Below are 25,268 nucleotides of genomic sequence, written 5' to 3'. Positions count from 1 at the left end.
CAGGCGTCAATCAGATGTAATTGACCAACGATAGCCCCGCAACTTTCGCGTAAGCCTGCAGTGAAGCCTGCAACATGTTGGTTTGCATCGTCAGGCGAAGCATCACCTCTGCTGGGTCACTTTCACGAATCGAACTCTGGGTCTTGACGTTCTCAGCGCTCAACGCTTCATTGGTTTCGGCCTGCACATCCAGCGACTGCCCACGCCCACCTATTGCGCTGATCGACGACGACACCTGGCTGATGCCACTTGCAATGTTGCCTATAGCCGAATCCAGCGATGCCAGGAAGTTCTGCCGCGCCACCGGGTCAGCATCTTGCGGTGTCGTTAGCGCAGTACGCAGCTTGCTGATGGTGTCGAGCACGTTCTGAGTCTGATGCGTTTCTACCTTGACGGCGAACGAATCCCCAGCGTTTGGTGCACCCGACAACTCAAAGCTGACACCGGCTACAGTTGCGGTAGTCCCATTCGGCCCACCCAATGCACCGGAAGCGACCGGGCGGCTATCAGTAGTAACCGGTGAGGCATACAGTTCGAAAGTGCTGGTTCCCGTAAATTTGAGGACTGCTCCCCCTGGTGGGAACGCCGCTTTATACGCAGCCTTGTCAGTGATGCTCGCGCCAGTCACTTGCTCAGATGAGGCATTACCCGGGCTGCGGGTTCCTGAAAGCTGATCGGCCTTCGAACTCAGACTGAACGTATGGCCAGCGATGGCGGCATCTTCGTTGCCCTTGTCGCCATCCTTGTAGGTGATGTCCAGTCGTAGGTCGACGCCCCGGAAGCTGATGGTGGTGTTATCACCATTGGGATCGAACTTACCGCCCTGACTGGCTTCTAGCGTCACGTCATTATTGTTGGCATCGGTGATTTTGAATTCGGTGCTGCTGCTGAATTCGATTTTGTAAGGCTCTCCACTGCGGAAGCGATCGTTGTAGGTCGAGTTGCCCGATACCTGACCATTGGAAAGGCCAACACGGCCATCGTCCGTCGCTGGCGCGGTCATCTTGGTCTCGCTGCGACTGGTGTTGAGCGCTTGCTCGAACGCGTCGTAGCCAGTCTCGTTGGCAGCCAGGCTGATCATGTCCCCGACCTGCAGGTTCAGCTTGCCTTGGTCGCCCTGATAGCTGTAGGTCCCGTCGGCGTTGCGCGCGTAGGGCGGGGTGTCGCCTTTCGAACCGGAGAAGAGGTATTGACCGCTCTCGTCCTTGCTATTCATCAACGTCAACAACTGGTCTTCCAGTGAAGCGAGTTCATCCGCGTTGGCTTTACGATCTGCATCAGTGAAAGCGCCGTTACCTGAGCTCACGGCCAGTTCATTTACACGCTGCAGAAGTGTACCGATCGAGTTCAAGGTGCTCTCGGCAGTCCCCAGCGCATTTCGCACATTGGTGATGTTGCCCGAATACTGCTTGAGCATGTTCTGCTGCTGCTCCAGCTGTAACAAGCGCGCTGCACCCACCGGGTCGTCCATACCGGTCCGCACACGGATGCCGTCGCTGGCCTCCTGCTGAGTCTTCACCGTGTTGGCAAAGTTCTTCTGGTAATTGGCGCTGTTGGTGTTGTAGAACTGCGAAGTAGAAATGCGCACGGTCTACGGCTCCTTAAAGGCTGTTGATCAAGGTGGCGAAGGTTTCCTGGGCCGCCTTGATGATCTGCGACGACGCGGTGTAGTACTGCTGGAACTTGACCAGGTTGCCGACCTCTTCGTCGACCGACACACCCGACAACGAATTTCGGCCATCCAGTGCAGAGGTCTGCAAGGCACTGGTGGCGTTACCGTCCATCTTCGCCTGATTGGCCTTGCCACCCACATTGGACACCAGCTTGGCATAGGCATCAGTGATGCTGATGCCCTTGCCATTGGCGCCGACATCGACGGTCGACTTGGTCTGCAGGTCGATCACCGACTGGGCGTTGCGGTTGTCGGCCGAGCCTGCGCCGGTCAGCGCCACACTGAAGCTGTCACCCGTCTGCGGCGCGCCGTTGACGTTCATCTCGAAGGTGAAGTTGCTGCCCAGCGCGTTACCGTTGGCATCGACCATCGGCACCGACAGCTGCAGCTTGTTGTCCTGCCCGGGGATGATTGTGCCGGTGCCGATCGAATCGCCCTTGGCGTTGTACAGCGTGTAGCTTTGCGGCGAGGCGGTGTTGTCGCCGAACACCAGCTTCACCGGGGTGGAATACTTGAGGCCGGTCTGCAGCTGATTGAGCTGAGTCGGGTCGTAGATATCCAGCTCTGAGGTAAGCGTCGGCTGGGTGATCACCCCCGTGCCCTTGTTGCCCGCGCCACTGGTGCCGGTCAGCGGCGCAGACAGGGCCAGGCGCTTGGGATCGGTCAGTACCGACTCGATGTCGGATGCTGCATTGCGAGTGGGGGTGATCTTGAAGCTGTCGCCGGCAGCCACGGCGGCGCCGTTGAGCGAAAGGCTGAAACCGTCGATCACCGGAGGCGGCGTCTGGCCCAGGTCGTAGCTACCCATCTCGGTGTTATCGGGCAAACGACGCACGGAATAACCGGTGGCACTAGTAAAGGTCACCTGGTAATCGTTGGTGGTCAGCTTGCCGGTGTCCTTGATGGTCACATCCAGGTTGCCAGAGCCTGCGCTGTTGCCCGGTTTGGCGACACTGCGTTCGCTGATTGCCTTGGCGCTGTTGATATCGCCGAACAGAATGGCGCCGAAGTCGCCGTTCTTGTCGACCCCTTGCGCCAGCTGGCTGTTGATCGCATCGGCGACCACCAGGGCAACCCGCCCAAGCTCGTTGAGCGCCGGATCGAGGGTATCACTGCGGTAGCGAATCAGGCCGCCGAGTTCACCACCGGTGGTGCTGTTGGTGATGTCCATCTTGGTCGAACCGCGGTTGAGCACCAGGCTCATGCGGGTCGGATCGGTCGCACCCGGTTGGACACCGATAGTCTGGGTGGTATTGCCCAGTACCAGCGCTTGGCCGTTCTTCAGATAGATGTCGTAGTTGCCATTTTTCTGCTCGACCACATCAGCGCCGATCAATGCTGTCAGCTCGCGCACCGCACCATCGCGTTGATCAAGCAGGTCGTTGGGCTGGCCGGAGACGGCACTGGCTCGCACGATCTGATCGTTGAGGTCGGCGATGCTTTTGGTCAGGTTGTTCACCTGAGTAGCGATCGCGGCCATGTTGCTGTTGATATTGCTGTTCTGCTGGTTCAACTGCGCCGAAAGCGTATTGAAACGCTTGGCCAGGCTCTGCGAGCTGCTCAGCAACAACTGCCGCGAGGCATCTTCGTTGGGTTTGGCAGAGGCGTCCTGCATGGCGCTGAAGAAGCTCTGCAGTGCGGCGGTGATACCGGTGTCGGCACTCGACAGTGAAGCGTCCAGCGAGGTGATCTGGCTGAGGTAGGCGCTGGCGTCGCTGGACAGCGAGGTGGTCGTGCGCAACTGGTTCTCGAGAAACGCGTTGTACACCCGACGCACGTCGGCCAGGGTGGTCCCGGTACCGATGTAGACGTTGCCTTGCTGCTCTGCGCCTTTGGTCTTCTGCACGTTCTGCTGGCGCGAGTAGCTGTCGACATCGGCATTGGCGATGTTGTTACCCAGGGTGTACATCCCGGACTGCGCGGCGCCAAGCCCCGACATGCCAATATTGATCAAACTCGCCATGGTTGCGGACCCTTATAGTTGCGTTGTAGTACCGAGCGACGCATAGCTCTGGTACGACTTCATCTGTCTTGCGATCTGCGAGATCTTGCTGGCGTAGTTCGGGTCGGTTGCATACCCGGCCTTTTGCAGTTCTCGCACGAACTGTTCTGGGTTATCGGCTGATTTCACTGCATCTTGATAGCGCGAATTGCTCTGCAGCAGGCTGACCAGGTCGTGGAAGCTGTCCTGGTAGGAATCGTAGGAACGGAACGCTGCCGTCTCCTTGACGAACTGCCCGTCACGAAACTCGCTGGTGATCGCCCGCGCTTCGCCGCCTTGCCAACTGCCCGTGGCCTTGATGCCAAACAGGTTATGGCTGCTGCTGCCGTCGCCGTTACGCATGACCGACTTGCCCCAGCCGGTTTCCAGCGCCGCCTGGGCCACCAGATAGCGTGGGTCGACACCGATCCGCTTGGCGGCCTGCTCGGCCATGGGCAGCATGGTGGCGACGAATTCGTCGCTGTTGCCAAAGGCCCGCTTCGGCGCCAGCGGCGGCTGGGCCACGGCGCGACCGAGAATACGCGTGCCGCCATCGGCCGCGGCAAAGGCCTGCGCCGGCTCCCAGTCACCCTTGACCACGCCATTGACCATTTGCCCATCACGGGCCGGAATGGCAGCGCTATTGGTGGTTGCCGCCGGAGTACCCGCCGACGGCACGATGCCGGCCAGCAGGCGATCGGTGAGCTTGCCCGGCAAGGACAGGCGTCGTGAGTTGAGCGCCGCGACGTCGTTGCGTGTGCTCGTGGTTGAACTGCCGTGTACCGGGTCGGCCACCTTGGCACCCCACAGCGCCGGGCCAGCGGCCTCGCCACGCAGGAACGGATTGGGCGTGGCAACCTGGGCCTTCTGCTTGGACAGCTGGCGCATCAGGACTTCCTGCAAACCGATACCACCGCCCTCGCGGGACATGCTCACGGCCAACTGCTGGTCGTACATGTCGCGGTACTGCTTGACCGTTTCGGTGTTCATCGGGTTATCGGCGGCGAGCACGTCGCTGGCCTTGCGTGACGCCTTGAGCATCTCGCTGATGAACAGCGACTCGAATTCCTGGGCTACCTTGCGCACATTGGCTTCGCTGTCGCGATCACCATGCTTGAGCGACGTCAGGCGATTGAGGTCGGTATAGGCGCCGCTGTCGGCGTGGGTCGAGACCAGGCTCTTGGAGTCCATGCGCGGGTTCCTCAGATCACGATCAGGTCGGCTTGCAAGGCGCCGGCCTGCTTGAGGGCTTCAAGAATTGCCATCAGGTCGCTGGGCGCTGCGCCAACCTGGTTCACCGCGCGGACGATTTCATCCAGCGTGGTCCCCGGGCCGAACTTGAACATCGGCTTGGCTTCCTGCTCGGCATTGACCCGCGAGCGTGGCACCACGGCGGTCTGGCCGTTGGAGAACGGCCCCGGCTGGCTGACGATCGGGTCTTCGGTAATGGTCACGGTGAGGCTGCCGTGGGTCACGGCTGCCGGCGACACCTTGACGTTCTGGCCGATGACGATGGTGCCGGTACGCGAGTTGATGATGACCTTGGCCACCGCCTGGCCCGGATCGATCTCGAGGTTTTCCAGAATCGACAGGTAATCGACCCGCTGGCTCGGATCCATCGGCGCCGTGACCCGGACCGAGCCGCCATCCAGGGCTTGGGCGACACCCGGGCCGAGCAGGTCGTTGATCTTGTCGACGATGCGCTTGGCGGTGGTGAAGTCTGGCCGGTTGAGGTTCAGGGTCAGGCTGTTGCCCTGGTTGAAACCGCTCGGCACGGCCCGCTCGACGCTGGCACCGCCGGGGATGCGACCGGCCGACGGTACGTTGACGGTGATCTTCGAGCCGTCACGGCCTTCGGCATCGAAGCCGCCCACCACCAGGTTGCCCTGGGCGATGGCGTAGACGTTGCCGTCGATACCCTTGAGCGGCGTCATCAACAGGCTGCCGCCGCGCAGGCTCTTCGAGTTACCAATCGACGACACCGTGATGTCGACAACCTGACCAGGCTTGGCGAACGCCGGCAGGTCGGCATGCACCGACACCGCGGCGACGTTCTTCAACTGCACGTTGCCGGAGCCGGCCGGTACCTTGATGCCGAACTGCGACAGCATGTTGTTGAAGGTCTGCAGGGTGAACGGGGTCTGGGTGGTTTGGTCACCCGTGCCGTTGAGCCCCACCACCAGGCCATAACCAATCAGCTGGTTGGTGCGCACGCCAGAAATACTGGCGATGTCCTTGAGGCGTTCGGCGTGAGCGGCGAACGCACAGGACATGAGGAGTGTTGCGGCAATCAGCTGCCTGATGTTGAACATGGGCATCCAGACTCAGAAAGGCCACAGCGGGCTGATGAAGAAGCGGTCCAACCAACCCGGCTGGCTGGCATCGGCAAACGAGCCAGTACCCGAATAAGTGATGCGCGCATCGGCAATACGGGTCGATGGCACGGTGTTGTCGGTCGCGATGTCATCGGCGCGGATCAATCCGGCGATGCGTACCAGTTCGTCACCGGTATTGAGGGTCATCCACTTCTCGCCGCGCACGGCAATGATGCCGTTGGGCAGCACTTCGGCCACGGTGACGGTGATCGAGCCGGTCAAGGTATTGCCCTGGGCCGCCTTGCTGTCGCCCTTGGTCGCACGGCTGCCGCTGTAGCCGGCATCGAGCGACAGGTCGCCACTGCCCAACGGGTTATTGGTGTTGGGGATCGCGCCAAACAACGAGGTCAGGCCGATGTTGGCCGTGCTGTCCTTGTCGATCTGCGAGTTGGCGCTCTTGCTGGCCGAGGTGCGCTCGTTCAGGGTGATGGTGATGATGTCACCGACCCGGAACGCCTTGCGGTCGCCGTACATGTCCTGTTCGAAACCGGCCTGGTAGATCGAACCGTTGTTGGCCGACGCCGGCAATGGGGTGCGCGGCAACACCGGCGCGTAGTACGGGTCGTTGGGTTTGGGCGTCGGACCGACGCAACCGGCCAACAACACCGCCCCCCCCAGGGCGAATACGGACAACAGACGCTTCATGACACTTACCTCACGGTGGAACAGACGCTGCAACAGCGACCTCAGGGATTACAGCTGCTGGGTGACGAACGACAGCATCTGGTCGGCGGTGGAGATGACTTTGGAGTTCATCTCGTAGGCACGCTGAGTGGTGATCATGTTGACCAGCTCTTCAACGGTGCTGACGTTGGAGTTTTCCAAGGTCTGCTGCAGGGTCGTACCAAAGCCGTTCAGGCCCGGCGTACCCACCTGCGGCGCGCCACTGGCAGCGGTTTCCAGGAACAGGTTGTTGCCCATCGCCTGCAGGCCGGCCGGGTTGATGAAGTCGGCGGTCTGGATGTTGCCGATGACCTGCGCAGCCGGGTTACCGGCGATGGTGATCGACACGGTGCCATCCTGGCCAACGGTGAAGGTCTGGGCATCGTTGGGCACGACGATGGCCGGCTCCAGGGCGAAGCCGTTGGCAGTGACGACCTGGCCATCGGAGTTCAGGTGGAAAGTACCGTCACGGGTGTAGGAGACGGTACCGTCGGGCTGCAGCACCTGGAAGAAACCGCGACCGTTGACGGCCATGTCCAGCGGGTTCTCGGTGGTCTGCAGGCTGCCGACCTGGAAGTTTTTCTGGGTGCCGACAATGCGCACACCGGTACCGACCTGCAGGCCCGACGGCAGTTCGCTGTCCTGGGTCGACTGGGCACCTGGTTGGCGCTTGACCTGGTAGAGCAGGTCCTGGAACTCGGCGCGATCACGTTTGAAGCCGGTGGTCGAGACGTTGGCCAGGTTGTTGGAAATGACCGTCAGGTTGGTGTCCTGGGCGGACAGACCGGTTTTAGCGACCCAAAGAGCCGGAAGCATAGTGTTCTCCTCGTGCGCCTGTTTTACGGCACCCGTTCAAATGTGATTAGCCGATTTGCAAAACACGCGCCATGGCTTCGTCGCCTTCCTTGGCCGTGTTCATCATCTTGACGTGCAGTTCGAATTGACGGGACAGCGCCAGCACCGAGGTCATCTCTTCGACGGCGTTGACGTTGCTCGACTCAAGGAAGCCCGAGACCACCTTGACGTTGATGTCGGCATCGGCCGGCTGGCCGCTGGTGGTGTGGATCATGCCGTCCAGGCCTTTGGTCAGGCCTTTGATGTCGGGGTTGACCAGCTTGATCCGGTCGACTTCGGCCATCACCCGCGGATCCTCGCCCATGGCGCGAATGCTGATGGTGCCGTCTTCGCCGACCTCGACCTTCTGCTCGGGCGGAATGGCGATCGGGCCGCCATTGCCTATCACCGGCATGCCGTTGCCGGCACGCAGCACACCGAGGGCGTCGATGTTCAGGCTACCGGTACGCACATAGGCCTCGCTGCCGTCGGGTGCCTGCACGGCGATAAAGCCGTTGCCGCTGACCGCGACGTCCAGTTCGCGCCCGGTTTCAACCAGGGCACCGGCGCTGAAGTCGGTGGCCGGGCGCTCGCTCAGGGCAAACGCGCGCGACGGAAAGCTGTCACCAAACACCGGCATCGAACGCGCCTGCTCGAGGTCACGCTGGAAGCCGTTGGTGGAAATGTTCGCCAGGTTGTTGGCGTGGGCCTTCTGCGCGAGCGCGTTCTGGCTGGCGCCGGTCATGGCCACGTAAAGCATCTTGTCCACAGTCATTCTCCGCTGCACTGGCGATCGTTTGCCGCTCGCCGCTGCTGTGCAGGCAACAAAGCAAGTTCCGAACCAACTTTCAAAAAAGATGAAAAAGCCAGTGAATACGGGGTTTTAAGGCGAGTCAGGGAAAGACGGCCGCCGGATATCCGGCGCCATGTTGCCGGGGACGGCAAACCCGCTTGGGATCAGGTCAATGCGCGGCCGTTGGCACTGCGCACGACTTGGACCTGCCGGGGCCGCTGCGCAGCCCATGCCTACGGCGCTCGGCAGCCGCCATTGGTGTAAGGCCCGGCAAAGCGCTTCCAGCCCTCCCCCGGCGACCACTGCGAGCACACTAGGCGCCCATCGGCCTGGCTCTCCCAACGCCACCATGGTGCAGTCCCGGCCTGCGCCTGGAGCAGAAACAGCGCAGCAGCACAGGCGACGATAAGGTACTTCATGAGCTGCTCCTCAAAAACGACAGACCCCTTGCGATCAAGGGGTCTGTGATTACGCCTGCTTCAGCAACTCATCAGGCCATCTGAATGATGGTCTGCATGATGGTGCTTTCGGTGGAGATGGTCTTGGCGTTGGCCTGGTAGTTGCTCTGCGCCTTGATCAACTCGACCAGCTCCTGGGTCAGGTTGACGTTGGAGCCTTCCAATGCGTTGGACTCGACACTGCCCAGCGTGCCGGTCTTCGGCGAGTCGATACCAGGGATGCCGGAGGTGTAGGTTTCAGTCCAGCGGGTACCGCCCTGTTGCTGCAGACCTTGCTCGTTGGCAAAGCTGGCGATGGCCACCTGACCAACAGCGCGCGACTGCGAGTTGCTGAAGCTGGCGAACAGTACGCCGGTCGAGTCGATGCTCAGGCTGGACAGGATGCCAGTGGCATAACCGTCCTGAGATTGCGACATGCGTGCGCTCTCGGTGTTGTAGGAGGTGGTGCTGTTCATCGACAGACGCATGCCAGCGGCATCGCCTACCGCACCATTGGAACCCCATACACCGGCCGGATCTTCAACCGCAGGCACCCAGCCGACCATGCTGAAGACGCTGTTGGTCACCGTGAACGAAGAGCCTGCCGGATGCCCGGTGTTGTCCGCAGTCATCGAGTTGACGCTGCCGTCGCTGTTGAAGTTGATGGTGCCCACCAGCGGCTCGGTGCTGGCCGGGTTGAACGGATTGCGACCATCAACCAAGGTGTACAAGGTCCACTCGTTGGTGCTGGTCTTGCGGTAGAACTGCTCGAGGGTGTGCTCGTTACCCTGGCTGTCGAAGACCTTGGTCGGGAACGACTTGCTGTACGTCGTTTCATCGGACGGATCGAAGGCCTTGTTGGCGACCATCACCGGCAGGTTGCTGGTCGCCAGGGAGATACCACCCGCAGCGCCAGTGGCGCCACTGGCTACCCAGTCACCATTGACATCCTGCTCGGCCGGCACCCAGCCAACCATGCTGAAGGCGTTGTTGTTGACCGTGAACGAAGCGCCCGCCGGTACACCGGTGGTGTCGGCAGTCATCGAGCTGATGGAGCCATCATTGTTGTAGTTGATGGTGCCCGACAGCGGCGCGGTGCTGCTTGGATCGTAGGGGTTGCGGCCGTCGACCAGGGTGTACATGGTGTACTGGTTGGTGCCGGTCTTGCGGTAGTACTGCTGGACGTCGTGCTCGACACCGGCACTGTCGGTGGCCTTGCTGGTGAACGCCTGGGTGTAGGTGGTCGGATCAGCCGGATTGAACGCGGCCATGACCGGCGGGGTGCTGTTGTCGAAGATCTGGAACGGGATCGACGCTGCCGAGGAGTTCAGGTTCAGCCCCTGGTCGATCAGGCTGGTAGCCTTGGGTTGCAGTGCCGAAGTGTCGATCTTCAGGTCGGTTAGCGAACCCTTCTGGATGTTGCCGGCCGTGTCCGCAGCATAGCCTTGCAGGCGCATGCCGTCGGCGGTGACCACGAAGTTGTCTTTGTTGGTCTGGAAGGCACCGGCACGGGTGTACATCTTCGAGCCGTTGTCGTTGAGGATAAAGAAGCCCTGCCCCTGAATCCCCATGTCCAGCACGTTGCCGGTGTTGTTGATGTCACCCTGGGTGAACTGCTGGGAGACCGCTGCCAGGCGTACGCCGTTGCCGATCTGGTTCTTGCCCACGCCCAGGCGGTTGGCGCCGGCATAGACGTCGGCGAACTCGGCGCGCGACGATTTGAAACCGGTGGTGTTGACGTTGGCGATGTTGTTGCCAGTAACGTCAAGTTGCTTGTTGGCTGCGTACAGACCGCTAAGACCGATATTGAAAGACATGTAATTGCTCCTGTTGCCGTCTAGTCGGCCTTAGATCCCGATGGTTTGTACGTCGGACAGGGAAACCTTCCCTAGCCCGGCCAGGTTCAGCACCATTTCGCCGGAGGCACTAAAGCTGACGCTGGTCACTTTCGCCGGCAGCAGGGTATTCATCTGCACCGACTGGCCGTCCACGGTGGTGCTGGCAGTGAAGGTGTAGGTACCCGGGTCGACCTTCTCGCCACTCGAATTGGTGCCATCCCAGATGAAGTCGGCGTAACCAGCCGCCTGCTCGCCCATCTCGATGGTCTTGACGGTGTTGCCGTCCTTGTCCTTGATGGTGATCTTCGCTTCGCTGATCGACTGCGGCACCACAAACTGCGCGTTGAAGCTCTCGCTGGTGTCGACCACGGCCTTGTCGTTCTGCACGACCACCGAGCGCCCCACCAGCGACGATGCCTGCAAGGCCTGGGACGAGCCCAGCGAACTGGTGATGGTATTGACCGAATCGTTCAGCGAGGTAATCCCCTCGAGACTGCTGAACTGCGCCAACTGCGCCACGAACTCGCCGTTGTCCTGTGGGTCCAGCGGGTTCTGGTGCTGCATCTGGGTAACCAGCAGCTGCAGGAACGCGTCTTTGCCGAGGGTATCGGTGCCGGTCTGAGATGCAGTGTTGGTGGCGGTCTTCTTGGTGCCGGTGCTGACACCCGACGCCGCGAGGACGTCATTGAGCGAAGTGCTATCGATAGCCATGGTCCTGATTCCTTATCACTGACCCAGGGTCAGCACTTTCTGCATCATGGTCTTGGCGGTGTTCATCAGCTCGGCGTTGGTCTGGAACGAGCGATTGGCGGAAATCATGTCAGCCATTTCCTCGACCACGTTGACGTTCGGGTAATAGACGTAGCCGTCTTTGTTCGCCGCCGGATGGTTGGGCTCGTAGCGGGCTTCCAGATTGCTCTGATCCTCGACGATACCCATGACCTGCACGCCCTGGCCGGCCTCGCCCTGGTCTTCGAACAGCGATTGCCCGACGCCGCCCTGGGCCTGCTGGAAGGTGGTGGCGAACACCGGGTGACGCGCGCGGTAAGTCTGGTCGATGCTCGACGAAACGGTCTCGGCGTTGGCGATGTTCGAGGCGACAGTGTTGAGGCGGGTATTCTGCGCACTCATGCCGCTACCGGCGATGTTGAAAACGTTGGCAAGGGACATGGTCACTCTCCGCGCAGGGCCGATACCAGCCCTTTGAATTTACTGTTGAGCAAGGTGAAGCTGGCCTGGAAACCGATCGCGTTTTCTGCGTAGTTGGACTGCTCGATCTGGGCGTCGACGGTGTTCTGGTCGATCGAAGGCTGCATCGGCGTGCGGTACTGCAGGCTATCGTCGGCCATGGCCAGGCCTTGTGCCTCGATGTGCCGGGTATTGGTCCGGTCCAGGGCAATGCGCCCTTTCTGCTGCTTGTCGGACTCGGCGGCGAGCACCGAAGAGAAGTCCATGTCACGCGCCTTGTAATTGGGCGTATCGGCGTTGGCAATGTTGTTGGCCAGCACTTCGGCGCGCTGCGCGCGGAAGCCCAGGGCCTTTTCATGAATGCCAAGCGCCTTGTCGAAACTGATGCTCATGTCTGAAAACCTTCGACGGTTGACCGGAATGTCGTTGGTCAAGCTATAGCAAGGCCTGTGCCAACCAGGCCGAAGCCACGTAAACCGGGACATTGCCAGCTACGCGGCACTCTGCCATGCCAGAAAAGCGGCAAAGTGCTTCCGCTTGGCGAGTGGCGAGCGGCAATCACTGAGCGGCAAAAGCGGCAATCCAAAAAATTGACGCCAGGCAATCGGGTTCCGTGGTTTCGCTGATTTCTTCGTGGGAGCCGGTAATGCTGGGGGCGCTTTGCGCCCCTTTCGCGACACAAGGCCGCTCCCACAGGGGGGACCGCGCAGTACCTGTGGGAGCGGCCTTGTGTCGCGAAAGGGCTGCAAAGCAGCCCCAGGCGCTTAAGCCAGGCGCGAGGCCAAAAAAAACCGGCGCCTGACGACGCCGGTTTTTTTCATCAGTCCAATCACTTGGCCTGGTAAATGATCCCAGGACTGCACTGAACCATCTGATAATGATCCGGCAAGCCATTGAGCGCTTCGGAAGCCCCCAGGAACAGATACCCGCCAGGCTTCAACGTGCTGTGAATACGCAACAAGATGTCTTTCTTCACCTGCGCCGAGAAGTAGATCAACACGTTCCGGCAGAACACCACATCAAACTTGCCCAGCGCCGCATAACTGTCGAGCAGGTTGAACGAGCGAAACTCGACCCGGCTGCGAATCGGCGCCTTGATCGCATAACGCCCCGCCCCCTTGGGATCGAAGTAACGCTGCAGGCGCTCCGGCGACAAGCCACGCGCAATCGCCAGGCTGTCGTACTCGCCGCTCTTGCAGTTGGTCAGCATGGTGCCCGACAAGTCAGTGGCAACAATCTGCGCACCCATCTTCAACTGGCCGAGGTTACTGCGCTCGAACTCGTCGATGGCCATCGACAGCGAATACGGCTCCTGCCCCGAAGAGCACGCCGCCGACCAGATCCGCAGACGCTGCCCCGGATTACCCTTGATGAACTCCGGGATAACCTTGTTCTTGAGCACTTCGAACGGGTAGGTATCGCGAAACCAGAGCGTCTCGTTGGTGGTCATGGCGTCGACCACCTGCTCGCGCAGGCCGCTGCGCGGCTGGCTCTGGATGCGCTGGACAAGCTCGCCCAGCGACTTGATACCCTGCTGCTCCATCAACTTGTTGAGACGGCTCGAGACCAGGTACTGCTTATTCTCACCCAGCAAGATGCCACAGGCTTTCTCCAGGAAGACCCGGAACTGTTCGAAATCCAAATTACCCGTAGACACTACTGCCGCCTCTATTCAATTGCTGGGGCCGGGGACATGCCCCGGCCGTTTCAATGCGTCGCCTTGATCCGGTCGACTACCCGCTGGGCCAGGTCGTCCGGTTTGAACTTGGCCAGGAAGTCGTCGGCGCCGACCTTCTTGACCATGGCCTGGTTGAACACCCCAGACAGTGAAGTATGCAGGACGATGTGCAATTTTTGCATGCGCGGGTCACTGCGAATCTCTGCCGTGAGGGTATAGCCATCCATTTCTGGCATTTCAATGTCCGAGATCATCATCAGGAACTCTTCTTCCGGACGCTTGCCCTCGTCGACCAGCTTGCGCAGGTAGTCCAGCGCCTGCCGACCATCATTGAGCGCCACCACCTCGACGCCGACCGTCTGCAGGCAGCGGCTGACCTGCTTGCGGGCGACCGACGAGTCATCGACAGCCAGCACCCGCAGCAGCACGGCCTGGTCCTGCACCTCGGCAGACACCACGCCGGCCGACACCGACTCGGACGACGGCGCGACTTCGGCCAGGACCTTTTCCACGTCGATGATCTCGACCATGCGATTGTCGACCCGGGTGACCGCTGTCAGGTAATGGTCACGGCCGGTGCCCTTGGGTGGCGGATGAATCTCCTCCCAGTTCATGTTGACGATGCGCTCGACCGAGTGGACCAGGAAGCCCTGGGTCTTGGTGTTGTATTCGGTAATGATGACGAAGCTCTTGCGGGTCTCTTCCTGCAGCCCGGGCAAGCCGGTGGCCATCGACAGGTCGAGGATCGGGATGGTCGCCCCGCGAATATTGGCGACGCCGCGCACCACCGGATGAGACTTGGGCAACACGGTCAGGTCCGGGCACTGCAGCACCTCGCGGACCTTGAACACATTGATGCCATACAGCTGCGAGCCATTGAGGCGGAACAACAAGAGTTCCAGACGATTCTGCCCAACCAGCTGCGTGCGCTGGTTGACCGAATCCATAACACCAGCCATGCCAGACTCCTTAACGTTTCTGCCTGCCTATTAAAGTCGGCACGGGCTTTGCTTTTTTTAGCGTCATGTATACGAAAACGCCATTTTCCCGACGACTGACGCGCCTGCTGGCTGGCCCACTGGCCGTGCTTTGCCTGCTGGCACCCAGCGCTCGCGCGCTGGCAGATGCGATCACCTTGCCTGAACAGCTTATCGGTGTCACCCAAGGGTTTCTTGAGTTCACTGTCGAGGATTATCTGGCGAGCACGCAGACGCAGGGGCGTTACGAGATCCAGGTGAACAACCTCGACCCGCGCCTGCGCATGCCGCTGTGCAGCCAAGCGCTTGACGCTTCGCTGGAAAGCCCGGCACAACCTTTGGGACGGGTGACGGTGCGGGTACGTTGCGACAGCAGTGCGCCCTGGACCGTGTTCGTTCCGGCGCAGGTCAAGCTGTACCGCGAGGTGGTGGTGATGGCCCGCCCGCTCAGGCGCGAGAGTGTGGTAGGTGAAAACGACGTGACCCTGCGCGAGCGCGACGTTGGCACGCTCAGCCAGGGGTTTCTCGGCAGCCTGGACCAGGCCGTGGGGATGAAACTGCTGCGCCCTGCCGTACTTGACCAGGTACTCACCCCGCAACACCTGGAACAGGCCGACGTAGTACGCAAGGGCGACCAGGTGGTGATCATTGCCCGCAGCGGCACGTTGAGCGTGCGCATGCCCGGCGAGGCGTTGGCCAAGGGCGGCCTGAGTGAACAGATCCGAGTCCGCAACCTGAACTCCAAACGGGTGATCAAGGCTCGGGTGACAGCGCCCGGGCAGGTCGAGGTGGCGATGTAACAAGGCTGGCGGGAAGGAACCGCTTTACCTAAACTGTGTCAGAAATGGGGTTACGCGAGCTTGCTGACAAGCGGCTATGCATTCGTGCCTAAAGTTTTTTTCGGGTTGGCCGAAAACATGGCAAGCGTCCAAATACCCAGGGGTTTCTGATCATGGTCATCGACTTCAGTCGTCTTAATAGCTCTCCGGCCGTCACCGGCGGCGTGCGCAGCACCAGCGCGACCGGCACCGCCGAAAAACCCGGCGAAACCAGCGAAGCGCCAGCACGCGCCAACGTCAGCGGAGAGGCAGTACACCTCAGTCAAGAGGCCCAGCAGTTGCAAAAGATCAGCGACAAGCTGCGCGATCAGCCCACCGTCAACAGCGCCCGCGTGGCCGAGTTGAAGCAGGCGATTGCAGATGGCAGCTACCAGGTCGATGCCGGCCGGGTCGCCAGCAAACTGCTTGAATTCGAAGCTCAGCGCTAAGCCATCGGCGCGCTGACTTCAAGGACGCTATAACCCAAGAGCCAGCCATGCACGACATTACTCTGCTGCAATTGATCGAAGACGACATCGCGCCTACCCAGGAGCTGCTGGAACTGCTGCAAAGCGAAGCAGTCGCCCTGCATGGCCGCGACATGGCCGCGCTGGAGCAGATCCTCGCGCGCAAGCAGTCGTTGATCGTGTTGCTCGAGCAGCAGGGCCAGCGCCGCAACAACCTGCTTGCCAGCCTTGGCCTGAGCGCCAATCGTGCAGGCGTACAGGCCGTGGCCGAGCAATCGCCGAATGGCGAACTGATCATGCAGCAGCTCGCCGTCCTTACCCAGCTGATGGACGCCTGCCAGCAGATCAACGAGACCAACGGTCGGATCATCCAGGTCCAGCAGGCCGCTACGGCCAACCAGATCAGAATCCTCAACGGCGGCGATTCCCCGTCGCTGTACGACAGCCGTGGCGCGACTTCGCCAATGGCCAAGCCTCGGGCGATCAGCCAAGTTTGATTTTTTCTATCATGGCACGGAACATACTGGCAAAATGCCGTTACTTGCGTGTGTCGTATTTGCCTGGAGATTGATAACCCGTGTTCAATGAATCCGATGCTCCCCAGCCCCCAAAGGTGCTGAGCACTCCTTTGGAGATCACGGCCAACCTGCGCCAGCTGCTGGATAGCCACGATCCGCTGATCATCACCTTCCATGAACGCAGCCAGCGGTTCCAGAGCTACGTGGTGCATGTGGACCGTGACAGCAACACCCTGGCATTCGATGAACTGATCCCGCGTGACGGTGAAAAGTTTATCGAGAACGGCGAGCCGTTCCGCGTCGAAGGCTTTCATGACGGGGTGCGTATTGCCTGGGAATGCAACACTCCCCTGACCATTTCTGAAGTTGACGGTCACCGCAGCTATCGCGGGCCGCTGCCCGAAGAAGTGGTGTACCACCAGCGGCGCAATGCTTTCCGCGCGGCGCTTAAGCTGTCGCAACTGGTCGACGTTATCCTGGATGGCACTCACCTCAAGGGCAATGGGGCGCTGCGCGGCAAGCTGCTGGACATCTCTGCCACTGGTTGCAAGATGCGTTTTGACGGCGATGTCGAACAGCGCTTGCAGCTGGGCCAGGTTTACGAGCGGTTCAAGGCGGGTAATCCGTTGGGGTTGAGCGATGTGATGGTGGAGCTGCGTCATCTGCACTTTGAAGAGCGCATCAACACCACGTTTGCTGGGGTGCGGTTCCATAACCTCACTGGCCAGTCGCAGCGCAAGATCGAGAGTTTTGTCTACCAGCTGCAGCGTGAGGCGCGGCGGTTTGACAAGGACGATTACTGATTTTTGTGCTGACATGAAAAATGCCACCTTCGGGTGGTTTTTTTTTGGGTTTTTTACGGATTGGTGGGGATGGTGGGTATTGGTCTTGGCTTTGGCTCTGGCCTGGTAGCTTGGGGCTTATCCATTTGATGTGGTGGCGCCACTGGCCCCTTCCGCCCTTACGGCGGGTCACTTTTTTTCTTGGAAAAAAGTAACCAAAAACCGCTTGCTCCTGCATCCGGCCCCTACGCTGCGCTTCGGGGTTCCCTCGCTCCGGTCTTGCTCCGGGAGGACCGCGCTGTACGGCCCATCCTGGGCCTCAGCGCTTTCCGGCCATCCATGGCCTCCACCTCCCTGCGCAAGACCTGCGCTCGGCCTCCTGAAGTCGCTGTAGATCAAGAGCAAGATCAAGATCAACAGCCAGGGCAACGGCTGGCGAATCGCTGCGCTCTCGCTTTGTTTATTTACCAGCGGAATTGCGGTGTGGCTGGCAGGGCTGCGCCCTGCGATTTGCATTGGCAGTACCGGCCTCTTCGCGGGACAAGCCCGCTCCTACAGGATGGGCGCAGACTTTGAATTCGGCGCAATCCCTGTAGGAGCGGGCTTGCCCCGCGAAGAGGCCCGAACATCCACCACACCTGCCACTATCGAAGACAACGCCAGCCCAGACGCCACCCGTAACTTGGCGACTTCAGGAGCAAGACCGGAGCGGAGGGCCGTATGTGGGAGCAAGCGGTTTTGGGTCACTTTTTTCCAAGAAAAAAAGTGACCCGCCGTAAGGGCCGAAGAGGCCAGAAAAGCCACCCCATCAAATGGATAAGCCCACAATTCCTAAGCCAGCCAGACCACCCAAGCCCACGGCGAACTCAGCTGACCTTGCCCACCTCAGGCTCAGGCCCCACACCCTGCTCCTGTTCTTCTTCGGTATCCTCCGCCCCAATCGGCGCCTGCATCACATCCTGCACCGTCTGCTCATCAACCCGCGGGTCGAGTGCCGCCGACAACGGCGAACCTGCCGCCGGCATCGCCACGTGACCCAACGGAGCATCCTGAACCTGGTGCAACCCAGTGACCGCCTTCGGCCGAATCCGCCAGACCAGCACCAACGCGAAAAACAGGAAGAACGCATAAAGCATCTGCGGGCCCAGCACCTTCATCAGCACACCGGCCGCCAACGGCCCGATACAGGCGCCCACGCCATAAGTCACCAGCAACATGGCCGTCAGCGACACACGCCGCTCACTTTCGACATGGTCGTTGGAAAACGCCACGGCCAGCGGATACAGGCAGAACTGCAGCAGGGAAATCACAAAGCCGATGCCGAACAGCATTTCCAACGGCACGCTAGGCAGAATCGCCAGCGGCAACGCCGCCAACGCCAGCCCGCCCGCCGCCGTGCGGATCAACACCGCACGGTCGTAGCGATCAGACAACCAGCCCAGTGGCCATTGCACCACCAGCCCGGCAAAGATGCAGCACCCCATGAACAGACCGATCTGCTCGGTGCTCAGCCCTTGATTGGCCGCATACAGCGGCGCCAGGCCGTAGAACGAACCGACGATCAAGCCCGCTCCCAGCACCGTACTCAGCGACTGCGGTACGCGCTTGATGAAGAACTTCGGCTCCATCGGCGCCGGGCGCAACGGCGCCGGGTGAATCCGCCGGGTCATTGCCACCGGCACCAGGCACAGCGCAAAGCACATGGCGACCAGCATCAGCAGCTCAGGGCCCAGTTCGGGATGCACCACCAGGATCAACTGACCGAGCACCAGGCCCAGGTACGAGGCGATCATGTAGCCACTGAACACGGCGCCACGCTGCTTGGCATCAGCCTGCTCGTTGAGCCAGCTTTCAATGACCATGTACTGGCACATCATGCCAAGGCCAACAATGATCCGCAGTCCGACCCAGACCGGCAACAAGTCAGTCAGCCCATGGCCGAGCACCGCCGCTCCGACGATCCCGGCACAGGTGGCGTAGGCCCGGATATGCCCGACCCGGGCGATGAGCCGGTGGCCAATCTTGCCGCCCAGTGCCAAACCAAAATAGTTGGCCGCCATCAATGCACCAATCCACAGGCTGTCGACATTGTCGGCAGCCAGGCGCAGGGCCAGGTACGTACTTAACAGGCCCGAGCCGATCAGCATCATCAAGGCGGCGAAATACAGCGAACGAAAAGACTTCCAGATCTGTCGCATGCGTCCCGAAGGGCTCCCTGGTCAGGTGGAGGATAGTGCTCGCAAGCATAAGGGCAAATGCACGGAGGCGCAGGCCCTGCGGCGCAAATAAAGCCGCAGGGACGTGTCCAGTGCCAGTTGTGTCGCGATCAGGCCTGAGCCGCCAGCACGCGCCGTTCCCAGGGCGTGATTTCATCAAAGAAGTCGCTCAGCTCGAGGGTCTTGGTCGCGACATAGCCTTCGATGAACTCACTGCCGAACAGTTCCCGCGCAAGCGTGCTGTGCTTGAGCCGCGCCAGTGCCGCATGCAGGGTGCAGGGCAGACTCAGGTGCTCCGGCACGGTGAATTCGCCCTGGATCGCCGCGGCAGGCTGCAAGCGCTGTTCGATGCCATGCAGGCCGGCAGCGAGGCTGGCGGCGATCGCCAGGTACGGGTTGGCATCAGCGCCCGGCAAGCGGTTCTCGACACGCCGCGCAATTGGCGCACTGGCCGGAATGCGCAGGCCCGCCGCGCGGTTGTCTTCAGACCAACAGGCATTGTTCGGCGAGGCATACGGATGACAGAGACGCTGGTAGGAGTTGACGTTGGGGGCGAACAACGCCGTGAAGTCGGCCATGCACGCCTGCAGCCCGCCAATGAAGTGCTGGAAGGTCTCACTGGCCTGCCCCGCCTCGTCGCTGAATACATTACGCCCGCTGGTAATCTCGACCAGGCTTTGGTGGATGTGCATCGAGCTGCCCGGCGTGCGCGCCAGCGGCTTGGCCATGCACACCACGATCAAGCCATGCTTGAGTGCGACCTCCTTGAGCAGGTGCTTGAACAGAAAGGTCTGGTCAGCCAGCAGCAGCGGATCACCATGCAACAGGTTGATCTCGAACTGACTGACGCCCATCTCGTGCATGAAGGTGTCGCGCGGCAGGCCGAGCGCCGCCATGCAGCGGTAGACCTCGCTGAAGAACGGCCGCAGGCCATTGTTGGAGCTGACGCTGAACGCCGAATGGCCCAGTTCACGCCGGCCATCCTTGCCCAGCGGCGGCTGGAACGGCTGGAGCGGGTCGGCATTGGCCGCGAAAACGAAAAACTCCAGCTCGGTAGCGACTACCGGTGCCAGGCCAAGGGCGGCATAACGGGCGATCACCGCCTTGAGCTGGCCGCGCGTGGACAGCGCCGATGAGGTGCCGTCGAGCTCGTTGGCATCACAGATGGCGAGGGCACGCGGGTCGTCGCTCCACGGCAGGCGATGGATCTGTGCCGGGTCGGCCAGCAAGGCCAGGTCACCGTCGTCGCTGCCGTAGAATTTCGCAGGCGGGTAGCCGCCCATGATGCATTGCAGCAACACCCCGCGCGCCATCTGCAGGCGTCGCCCTTCGAGGAAGCCCTCGGCAGTCATCACCTTGCCACGCGGTACGCCATTGAGGTCTGGGGTTACACATTCGATCTCATCAATGTCCGCCAGGTGCTCGCTGAGGGAGCGCAGGCTTTCGGTCGTCATGACACTGTCCTTGTTGTTTTCGCATGCCGGGACGGCAACGAGCACAACATAAGCCCGGGGTGTTTAAAATATCAAGCGGGTGATCGTGCGGGCCGTAACCCCGTAGGAACTGGCTTGCCCTAATAGTGTTCACCTAAGAATGCCGGGGCTGCTGCGCAGCCCATCGCGACGCAAGGCCGCTCCCACGCCGACCCTGTATGCCCCCATTTACAGGACAAGCGCGGACATTGTGGGAGCGGCCTTGTGTCGCGATGGGCTGCGCAGCAGCCCCGGCATTCTCAAGTGAACAGCATCAGAGAGGCCAGACCAGGCAACAAAAACCGCCAGTTCATTCACGCAAGGTCATGCCATTGGCCGGCAACGGCAGCGCGGTCTTGTAGCGCACCTGCTTGAGGGCAAAACTGGAGCGAATGTTGGCCACCCCCGGCAACCGCGTCAGGTAATCGAGAAACCGTTCCAGCGCCTGGATACTCGGCAGCAGTACCCGCAGCAGGTAGTCCGGGTCACCGGTCATCAGGTAGCACTCCATCACCTCCGGGCGCTCGGCGATCTCCTCTTCAAAGCGGTGCAGCGACTGCTCTACCTGCTTTTCCAGGCTGACATGGATGAACACGTTGACGTCCAGCCCGAGCACTTCGGGCGAAAGCAAGGTGACCTGCTGGCGGATCACTCCCAACTCCTCCATCGCCTTGACTCGGTTGAAGCACGGCGTCGGCGACAGGTTGACCGAGCGCGCCAGCTCGGCGTTGGTGATCCGGGCGTTTTCCTGCAGGCTGTTAAGAATGCCGATATCCGTGCGATCCAGTTTACGCATGAGACAAATTCACCTGATTCTTGTGTTTATCCGGAATGTTTATCTGCCCCCACGGACAAACGCAATGAACATGAGAGAAAAATTCTCCTGCCGTCCCTCTACCATGTAATTAGCGCTGACCTAACGGTCACAAGCCAGTAGTCAGCGGCGACCGCTTCAAAGCTCACAAAAACAACATCCGAGCGAGCGTAAACAGCATGAACGAGTACGCCCCCCTGCGTTTGCATGTGCCCGAGCCTACCGGCCGGCCAGGCTGCCAGACCGATTTTTCCTACCTGCGTCTGAACGATGCAGGTCAAGTCCGTAAACCGCCGATCGACGTCGAGCCTGCCGACACCGCAGACCTCTCCAACAGCCTGGTGCGCGTGCTCGACGAGCACGGCAACGCGCTCGGCCCGTGGGCCGCCGACATCGACCCGCAGGTGCTGCGCCAAGGCATGCGCGCCATGCTCAAGACGCGCATTTTCGACAGCCGCATGGTGGTTGCCCAGCGCCAGAAGAAGATGTCCTTCTATATGCAGAGCCTGGGCGAGGAAGCCATTGGCAGCGCCCAGGCGCTGGCACTCAACCGCAGCGACATGTGCTTCCCCACCTACCGCCAGCAAAGCATCCTGATGGCCCGCGACGTGTCGCTGGTCGAAATGATCTGCCAGTTGCTGTCCAACGAGCGCGACCCGCTCAAGGGTCGCCAGCTGCCGATCATGTATTCGGTGCGCGAAGCCGGCTTCTTCACCATCAGCGGCAACCTCGCCACCCAGTTCGTGCAGGCGGTCGGTTGGGCCATGGCCTCGGCGATCAAGGGCGACACCAAGATTGCCTCGGCCTGGATCGGTGACGGCGCCACCGCCGAGTCCGACTTCCACACCGCGCTGACCTTTGCCCACGTGTACCGCGCGCCGGTGATCCTCAACGTGGTCAACAACCAGTGGGCGATCTCCACCTTCCAGGCCATCGCCGGCGGTGAATCGACTACCTTTGCAGGCCGTGGTGTGGGCTGCGGGATCGCCTCGCTACGGGTCGACGGCAATGACTTCGTCGCGGTCTACGCGGCCTCGCGCTGGGCTGCCGAACGCGCCCGCCGCGGCCTGGGCCCAACCCTGATCGAATGGGTCACCTACCGCGCCGGCCCGCACTCGACCTCCGACGACCCGTCCAAATACCGCCCGGCCGATGACTGGAGCCACTTCCCGCTGGGCGACCCGATCGCCCGCCTCAAGCAGCACCTGATCTATATCGGCCAGTGGTCCGAAGACGAACACCAGGCGACTACCGCCGAGTTCGAAGCCGAGGTCATCACGGCGCAGAAGCAGGCCGAACAGTACGGCACCATGAGCAACGGCCAGATCCCGAGCGCCGCCTCGATGTTCGAGGACGTGTACAAGGACATGCCCGATCACCTGCGCCGTCAGCGCCAACAGCTGGGGGTCTGAGATGAACGATCACAACAACAGCATTGACCTGGAAACCGCCATGTCCACCACCACCATGACCATGATCCAGGCCCTGCGCTCGGCCATGGATGTCATGCTTGAGCGCGATGACAACGTGGTGATCTACGGCCAGGACGTTGGTTACTTCGGCGGCGTGTTCCGTTGCACCGAGGGCCTGCAGAGCAAATACGGCAAATCCCGCGTGTTCGACGCCCCGATCTCCGAGAGCGGCATCGTCGGCACGGCGGTGGGCATGGGCGCCTATGGCCTGCGGCCGGTGGTGGAGATCCAGTTTGCCGACTACTTCTACCCGGCCTCCGACCAGATCGTCTCGGAAATGGCCCGTCTGCGTTACCGTTCCGCCGGCGAGTTCATTTCGCCGCTGACCCTGCGCATGCCGTGCGGCGGCGGTATCTATGGCGGCCAGACCCACAGCCAGAGCCCGGAGGCGATGTTCACCCAGGTCTGCGGCCTGCGCACGGTAATGCCGTCCAACCCGTACGACGCCAAAGGTTTGCTGATCGCCTCGATCGAATGCGACGACCCGGTCATCTTCCTCGAGCCCAAGCGCCTCTACAACGGCCCGTTCGACGGCCACCACGACCGGCCGGTAACGCCCTGGTCGAAGCATGCCCAGAGCGCCGTGCCTGATGCTTACTACACGGTACCGCTGGACAAGGCGGCGATCACCCGCCCAGGCAACGACGTCACCGTGCTGACCTATGGCACTACCGTCTACGTGTCGCAGGTCGCGGCCGAAGAGACCGGTGTCGACGCTGAAGTGATCGACCTGCGCAGCCTGTGGCCGCTCGATCTGGAGACCATTGTCGAGTCGGTGAAAAAGACTGGCCGCTGCGTGGTAGTACACGAAGCGACCCGCACCTGTGGCTTTGGCGCCGAACTGGTGGCGCTGGTTCAGGAGCATTGTTTCCATCACCTCGAGGCGCCGATCGAGCGCGTCACCGGCTGGGACACGCCCTACCCTCACGCACAGGAATGGGCGTATTTCCCAGGCCCTTCGCGGGTGGGTGCGGCATTGAAACGGGTCATGGAGGTCTGAATGGGCACGCACGTCATCAAGATGCCGGACATCGGTGAAGGCATCGCGCAGGTCGAGTTGGTGGAATGGTTCGTCAAGGTCGGCGATGTGATCGCCGAAGACCAGGTGGTGGCCGATGTCATGACCGACAAGGCCACGGTAGAAATCCCTTCGCCGGTCAGCGGCAAGGTGCTTGCCCTCGGCGGCCAGCCGGGTGAGGTCATGGCGGTCGGCAGCGAGTTGATTCGCATTGAAGTCGAAGGCAGCGGCAACCACGTCGACCCGCCGCAGGCCAAGCCCGTCGAGGCTCAAGCAGCCCCGACCCCAGCGCCCGCCGAGGTGCGCGCCGAGTCGCCCGCAGTGCCTAGCCAGCCGACGCCCGCGCCAAGCGCCGCCGCGATCGTGCCGCGCCAGGCCAACGAAAAACCGCTGGCCTCCCCGGCCGTGCGCAAGCGCGCCCTGGATGCCGGTATCGAGCTGCGCTATGTGCATGGCAGCGGCCCTGCCGGGCGCATCCTGCATGAAGACCTCGATGGCTTCATGAGCAAGCCCCACACCAGCAGCGGCCAGGCGCCCAGCGGCTATGCCAAGCGCAGCGACAGCGAACAGGTGGCGGTGATCGGCCTGCGCCGCAAGATCGCCCAGCGCATGCAGGACGCCAAACGCCGGGTGGCGCACTTCAGCTATGTCGAAGAGATCGACGTCACCGCGCTGGAAGCCCTGCGCCAGCAGCTTAACCACAAATACGGCGACAGCCGCGGCAAGCTCACCCTGCTGCCATTCCTGGTGCGGGCCATGGTCGTCGCCCTGCGCGACTTCCCCCAGATCAACGCGACCTATGACGACGAAGCGCAGGTCATCACCCGTCATGGCGCGGTGCACGTCGGCATCGCTACCCAGGGCGACAACGGCCTGATGGTGCCGGTACTGCGTCATGCCGAAGCCGGCAGCCTGTGGGGCAATGCCAGCGAGATCACCCGCCTGGCCCATGCCGCACGCAGCAACAAGGCCAGCCGCGAAGAACTGTCCGGCTCGACCATCACCCTGACCAGCCTCGGCGCCCTCGGCGGGATCGTCAGCACGCCGGTGGTCAACACCCCGGAAGTGGCGATTGTCGGCGTCAACCGCATGGTCGAACGCCCCGTGGTGGTCGACGGCCAGATCGTGGTGCGCAAGATGATGAACCTGTCCAGTTCGTTCGATCACCGCGTGGTCGACGGCATGGATGCCGCCCTGTTCATCCAGGCCGTGCGCGGCCTGCTCGAACAACCCGCCTGCCTGTTCGTGGAGTGAG

24 protein-coding genes are annotated in these 25,268 nt (G+C 61.5%); 7 read left to right on the top strand and 17 right to left on the bottom strand.

Annotation, left to right across the window (positions count from 1 at the left end; genetic code table 11):
* Positions 1-10 precede the first annotated feature (10 nt).
* The 14 genes from J3B00_RS09775 to J3B00_RS09710 form a co-directional block, all read right to left on the bottom strand.
* A complete protein-coding gene (locus J3B00_RS09775) occupies positions 11-1,588 on the bottom strand; it encodes a flagellar hook-associated protein 3 (RefSeq protein WP_209867133.1) in 1,578 nt (525 codons plus the stop codon).
* Positions 1,589-1,601: 13 nt separating this feature from the next.
* Entirely contained in the window at positions 1,602-3,635 is a 2,034-nt protein-coding gene (flgK, locus tag J3B00_RS09770; RefSeq protein ID WP_209867131.1) for a flagellar hook-associated protein FlgK, read from the bottom strand.
* A gap of 12 nt (positions 3,636-3,647) precedes the next feature.
* Positions 3,648-4,844, bottom strand: coding sequence for a flagellar assembly peptidoglycan hydrolase FlgJ (gene flgJ / locus J3B00_RS09765; RefSeq protein ID WP_209867128.1), 1,197 nt, complete (start codon positions 4,842-4,844; stop codon positions 3,648-3,650).
* Positions 4,845-4,855: 11 nt separating this feature from the next.
* A complete protein-coding gene (locus J3B00_RS09760) occupies positions 4,856-5,965 on the bottom strand; it encodes a flagellar basal body P-ring protein FlgI (protein WP_209867125.1) in 1,110 nt (369 codons plus the stop codon).
* A gap of 12 nt (positions 5,966-5,977) precedes the next feature.
* Positions 5,978-6,673, bottom strand: a complete 696-nt coding sequence (gene flgH / locus J3B00_RS09755) for a flagellar basal body L-ring protein FlgH (protein ID WP_209867123.1) — start codon at positions 6,671-6,673, stop codon at positions 5,978-5,980.
* A gap of 48 nt (positions 6,674-6,721) precedes the next feature.
* Entirely contained in the window at positions 6,722-7,507 is a 786-nt protein-coding gene (gene flgG / locus J3B00_RS09750; RefSeq protein WP_209867121.1) for a flagellar basal-body rod protein FlgG, read from the bottom strand.
* A 46-nt stretch (positions 7,508-7,553) separates the two neighbouring features.
* Positions 7,554-8,294, bottom strand: a complete 741-nt coding sequence (flgF, locus tag J3B00_RS09745; protein WP_209867119.1) for a flagellar basal-body rod protein FlgF — start codon at positions 8,292-8,294, stop codon at positions 7,554-7,556.
* Between the two features lie 257 nt (positions 8,295-8,551).
* Entirely contained in the window at positions 8,552-8,737 is a 186-nt protein-coding gene (locus J3B00_RS09740; protein ID WP_209867117.1) for a hypothetical protein, read from the bottom strand.
* Positions 8,738-8,808: 71 nt separating this feature from the next.
* Positions 8,809-10,572: a flagellar hook-basal body complex protein gene (locus J3B00_RS26795; RefSeq protein WP_209867115.1), complete on the bottom strand. Its 1,764-nt coding sequence runs from the start codon at positions 10,570-10,572 to the stop codon at positions 8,809-8,811.
* Positions 10,573-10,602: 30 nt separating this feature from the next.
* On the bottom strand, positions 10,603-11,304 hold the full coding sequence (flgD, locus tag J3B00_RS09730; RefSeq protein WP_209867113.1) for a flagellar hook assembly protein FlgD: 702 nt from the start codon (positions 11,302-11,304) through the stop codon (positions 10,603-10,605).
* Positions 11,305-11,319: 15 nt separating this feature from the next.
* Complete coding sequence (gene flgC / locus J3B00_RS09725) at positions 11,320-11,763, bottom strand: flagellar basal body rod protein FlgC (RefSeq protein ID WP_209867111.1); 444 nt, start codon at positions 11,761-11,763, stop codon at positions 11,320-11,322.
* 2 nt (positions 11,764-11,765) lie between these two features.
* Positions 11,766-12,173, bottom strand: coding sequence for a flagellar basal body rod protein FlgB (gene flgB / locus J3B00_RS09720; RefSeq protein WP_209867108.1), 408 nt, complete (start codon positions 12,171-12,173; stop codon positions 11,766-11,768).
* Positions 12,174-12,610: 437 nt separating this feature from the next.
* Positions 12,611-13,438: a protein-glutamate O-methyltransferase CheR gene (gene cheR / locus J3B00_RS09715; protein ID WP_209867106.1), complete on the bottom strand. Its 828-nt coding sequence runs from the start codon at positions 13,436-13,438 to the stop codon at positions 12,611-12,613.
* 50 nt (positions 13,439-13,488) lie between these two features.
* Positions 13,489-14,418 (bottom strand): chemotaxis protein CheV, encoded by a 930-nt coding sequence (locus J3B00_RS09710; protein ID WP_209867104.1) that lies wholly within the window; start codon positions 14,416-14,418, stop codon positions 13,489-13,491.
* 65 nt (positions 14,419-14,483) lie between these two features.
* Here J3B00_RS09710 and flgA point away from each other — a divergent pair, with 65 nt between their 5' ends.
* The 4 genes from flgA (at position 14,484) to J3B00_RS09690 (ending at position 17,042) form a co-directional block, all read left to right on the top strand.
* Complete coding sequence (gene flgA, locus J3B00_RS09705; RefSeq protein WP_209867102.1) at positions 14,484-15,236, top strand: flagellar basal body P-ring formation chaperone FlgA; 753 nt, start codon at positions 14,484-14,486, stop codon at positions 15,234-15,236.
* A gap of 152 nt (positions 15,237-15,388) precedes the next feature.
* Positions 15,389-15,703 carry a flagellar biosynthesis anti-sigma factor FlgM gene (flgM, locus tag J3B00_RS09700; RefSeq protein ID WP_209867099.1) on the top strand — a complete coding sequence of 105 codons (315 nt, stop codon included), beginning with the start codon at positions 15,389-15,391 and terminating at the stop codon, positions 15,701-15,703.
* 47 nt (positions 15,704-15,750) lie between these two features.
* Positions 15,751-16,218 (top strand): flagellar protein FlgN, encoded by a 468-nt coding sequence (locus J3B00_RS09695; protein ID WP_209867097.1) that lies wholly within the window; start codon positions 15,751-15,753, stop codon positions 16,216-16,218.
* A gap of 80 nt (positions 16,219-16,298) precedes the next feature.
* Positions 16,299-17,042, top strand: a complete 744-nt coding sequence (locus J3B00_RS09690) for a flagellar brake protein (protein ID WP_209867094.1) — start codon at positions 16,299-16,301, stop codon at positions 17,040-17,042.
* 845 nt (positions 17,043-17,887) lie between these two features.
* Here the strand turns inward: J3B00_RS09690 and J3B00_RS09685 are convergent.
* The 3 genes from J3B00_RS09685 to bkdR form a co-directional block, all read right to left on the bottom strand.
* Positions 17,888-19,219 carry an MFS transporter gene (locus J3B00_RS09685; RefSeq protein ID WP_209867092.1) on the bottom strand — a complete coding sequence of 444 codons (1,332 nt, stop codon included), beginning with the start codon at positions 19,217-19,219 and terminating at the stop codon, positions 17,888-17,890.
* A 128-nt stretch (positions 19,220-19,347) separates the two neighbouring features.
* Positions 19,348-20,589 carry a glutamine synthetase family protein gene (locus J3B00_RS09680; protein ID WP_209874720.1) on the bottom strand — a complete coding sequence of 414 codons (1,242 nt, stop codon included), beginning with the start codon at positions 20,587-20,589 and terminating at the stop codon, positions 19,348-19,350.
* A gap of 430 nt (positions 20,590-21,019) precedes the next feature.
* A complete protein-coding gene (gene bkdR, locus J3B00_RS09675) occupies positions 21,020-21,505 on the bottom strand; it encodes a Bkd operon transcriptional regulator BkdR (RefSeq protein ID WP_054891915.1) in 486 nt (161 codons plus the stop codon).
* Between the two features lie 197 nt (positions 21,506-21,702).
* Between bkdR and J3B00_RS09670 the strand changes: the two genes are divergently transcribed.
* Genes J3B00_RS09670 through J3B00_RS09660 form a run of 3 tightly spaced genes read left to right on the top strand, consistent with a single transcriptional unit; the run spans position 21,703 to position 25,267 of the window.
* Positions 21,703-22,935, top strand: a complete 1,233-nt coding sequence (locus J3B00_RS09670) for a 3-methyl-2-oxobutanoate dehydrogenase (2-methylpropanoyl-transferring) subunit alpha (RefSeq protein WP_209867090.1) — start codon at positions 21,703-21,705, stop codon at positions 22,933-22,935.
* Between the two features lies 1 nt (position 22,936).
* A complete protein-coding gene (locus tag J3B00_RS09665; RefSeq protein WP_209867088.1) occupies positions 22,937-23,995 on the top strand; it encodes an alpha-ketoacid dehydrogenase subunit beta in 1,059 nt (352 codons plus the stop codon).
* A complete protein-coding gene (locus tag J3B00_RS09660) occupies positions 23,996-25,267 on the top strand; it encodes a dihydrolipoamide acetyltransferase family protein (protein WP_209867086.1) in 1,272 nt (423 codons plus the stop codon).
* Position 25,268: the final 1 nt, after the last annotated feature.

It is taken from the genome of Pseudomonas sp. BP8, assembly GCF_017875955.1.
GTDB lineage: Bacteria > Pseudomonadota > Gammaproteobacteria > Pseudomonadales > Pseudomonadaceae > Aquipseudomonas.
This window is presented reverse-complemented; position numbering and strand designations above follow the sequence as displayed.

Coding starts and splice junctions, on each gene's coding strand:
- flgK (WP_209867131.1), bottom strand. CDS start 3,635: ATGGCGAGTTTGATCAATATTGGCATGTCGGGGCTTGGCGCCGCGCAG.
- flgJ (WP_209867128.1), bottom strand. CDS start 4,844: ATGGACTCCAAGAGCCTGGTCTCGACCCACGCCGACAGCGGCGCCTAT.
- J3B00_RS09760 (WP_209867125.1), bottom strand. CDS start 5,965: ATGTTCAACATCAGGCAGCTGATTGCCGCAACACTCCTCATGTCCTGT.
- flgH (WP_209867123.1), bottom strand. CDS start 6,673: ATGAAGCGTCTGTTGTCCGTATTCGCCCTGGGGGGGGCGGTGTTGTTG.
- flgG (WP_209867121.1), bottom strand. CDS start 7,507: ATGCTTCCGGCTCTTTGGGTCGCTAAAACCGGTCTGTCCGCCCAGGAC.
- J3B00_RS09740 (WP_209867117.1), bottom strand. CDS start 8,737: ATGAAGTACCTTATCGTCGCCTGTGCTGCTGCGCTGTTTCTGCTCCAG.
- J3B00_RS26795 (WP_209867115.1), bottom strand. CDS start 10,572: ATGTCTTTCAATATCGGTCTTAGCGGTCTGTACGCAGCCAACAAGCAA.
- flgD (WP_209867113.1), bottom strand. CDS start 11,304: ATGGCTATCGATAGCACTTCGCTCAATGACGTCCTCGCGGCGTCGGGT.
- flgC (WP_209867111.1), bottom strand. CDS start 11,763: ATGTCCCTTGCCAACGTTTTCAACATCGCCGGTAGCGGCATGAGTGCG.
- flgB (WP_209867108.1), bottom strand. CDS start 12,173: ATGAGCATCAGTTTCGACAAGGCGCTTGGCATTCATGAAAAGGCCCTG.
- J3B00_RS09710 (WP_209867104.1), bottom strand. CDS start 14,418: ATGGCTGGTGTTATGGATTCGGTCAACCAGCGCACGCAGCTGGTTGGG.
- flgA (WP_209867102.1), top strand. CDS start 14,484: ATGTATACGAAAACGCCATTTTCCCGACGACTGACGCGCCTGCTGGCT.
- flgM (WP_209867099.1), top strand. CDS start 15,389: ATGGTCATCGACTTCAGTCGTCTTAATAGCTCTCCGGCCGTCACCGGC.
- J3B00_RS09695 (WP_209867097.1), top strand. CDS start 15,751: ATGCACGACATTACTCTGCTGCAATTGATCGAAGACGACATCGCGCCT.
- J3B00_RS09685 (WP_209867092.1), bottom strand. CDS start 19,219: ATGCGACAGATCTGGAAGTCTTTTCGTTCGCTGTATTTCGCCGCCTTG.
- J3B00_RS09680 (WP_209874720.1), bottom strand. CDS start 20,589: ATGACTGCCGAGGGCTTCCTCGAAGGGCGACGCCTGCAGATGGCGCGC.
- bkdR (WP_054891915.1), bottom strand. CDS start 21,505: ATGCGTAAACTGGATCGCACGGATATCGGCATTCTTAACAGCCTGCAG.
- J3B00_RS09670 (WP_209867090.1), top strand. CDS start 21,703: ATGAACGAGTACGCCCCCCTGCGTTTGCATGTGCCCGAGCCTACCGGC.
- J3B00_RS09665 (WP_209867088.1), top strand. CDS start 22,937: ATGAACGATCACAACAACAGCATTGACCTGGAAACCGCCATGTCCACC.
- J3B00_RS09660 (WP_209867086.1), top strand. CDS start 23,996: ATGGGCACGCACGTCATCAAGATGCCGGACATCGGTGAAGGCATCGCG.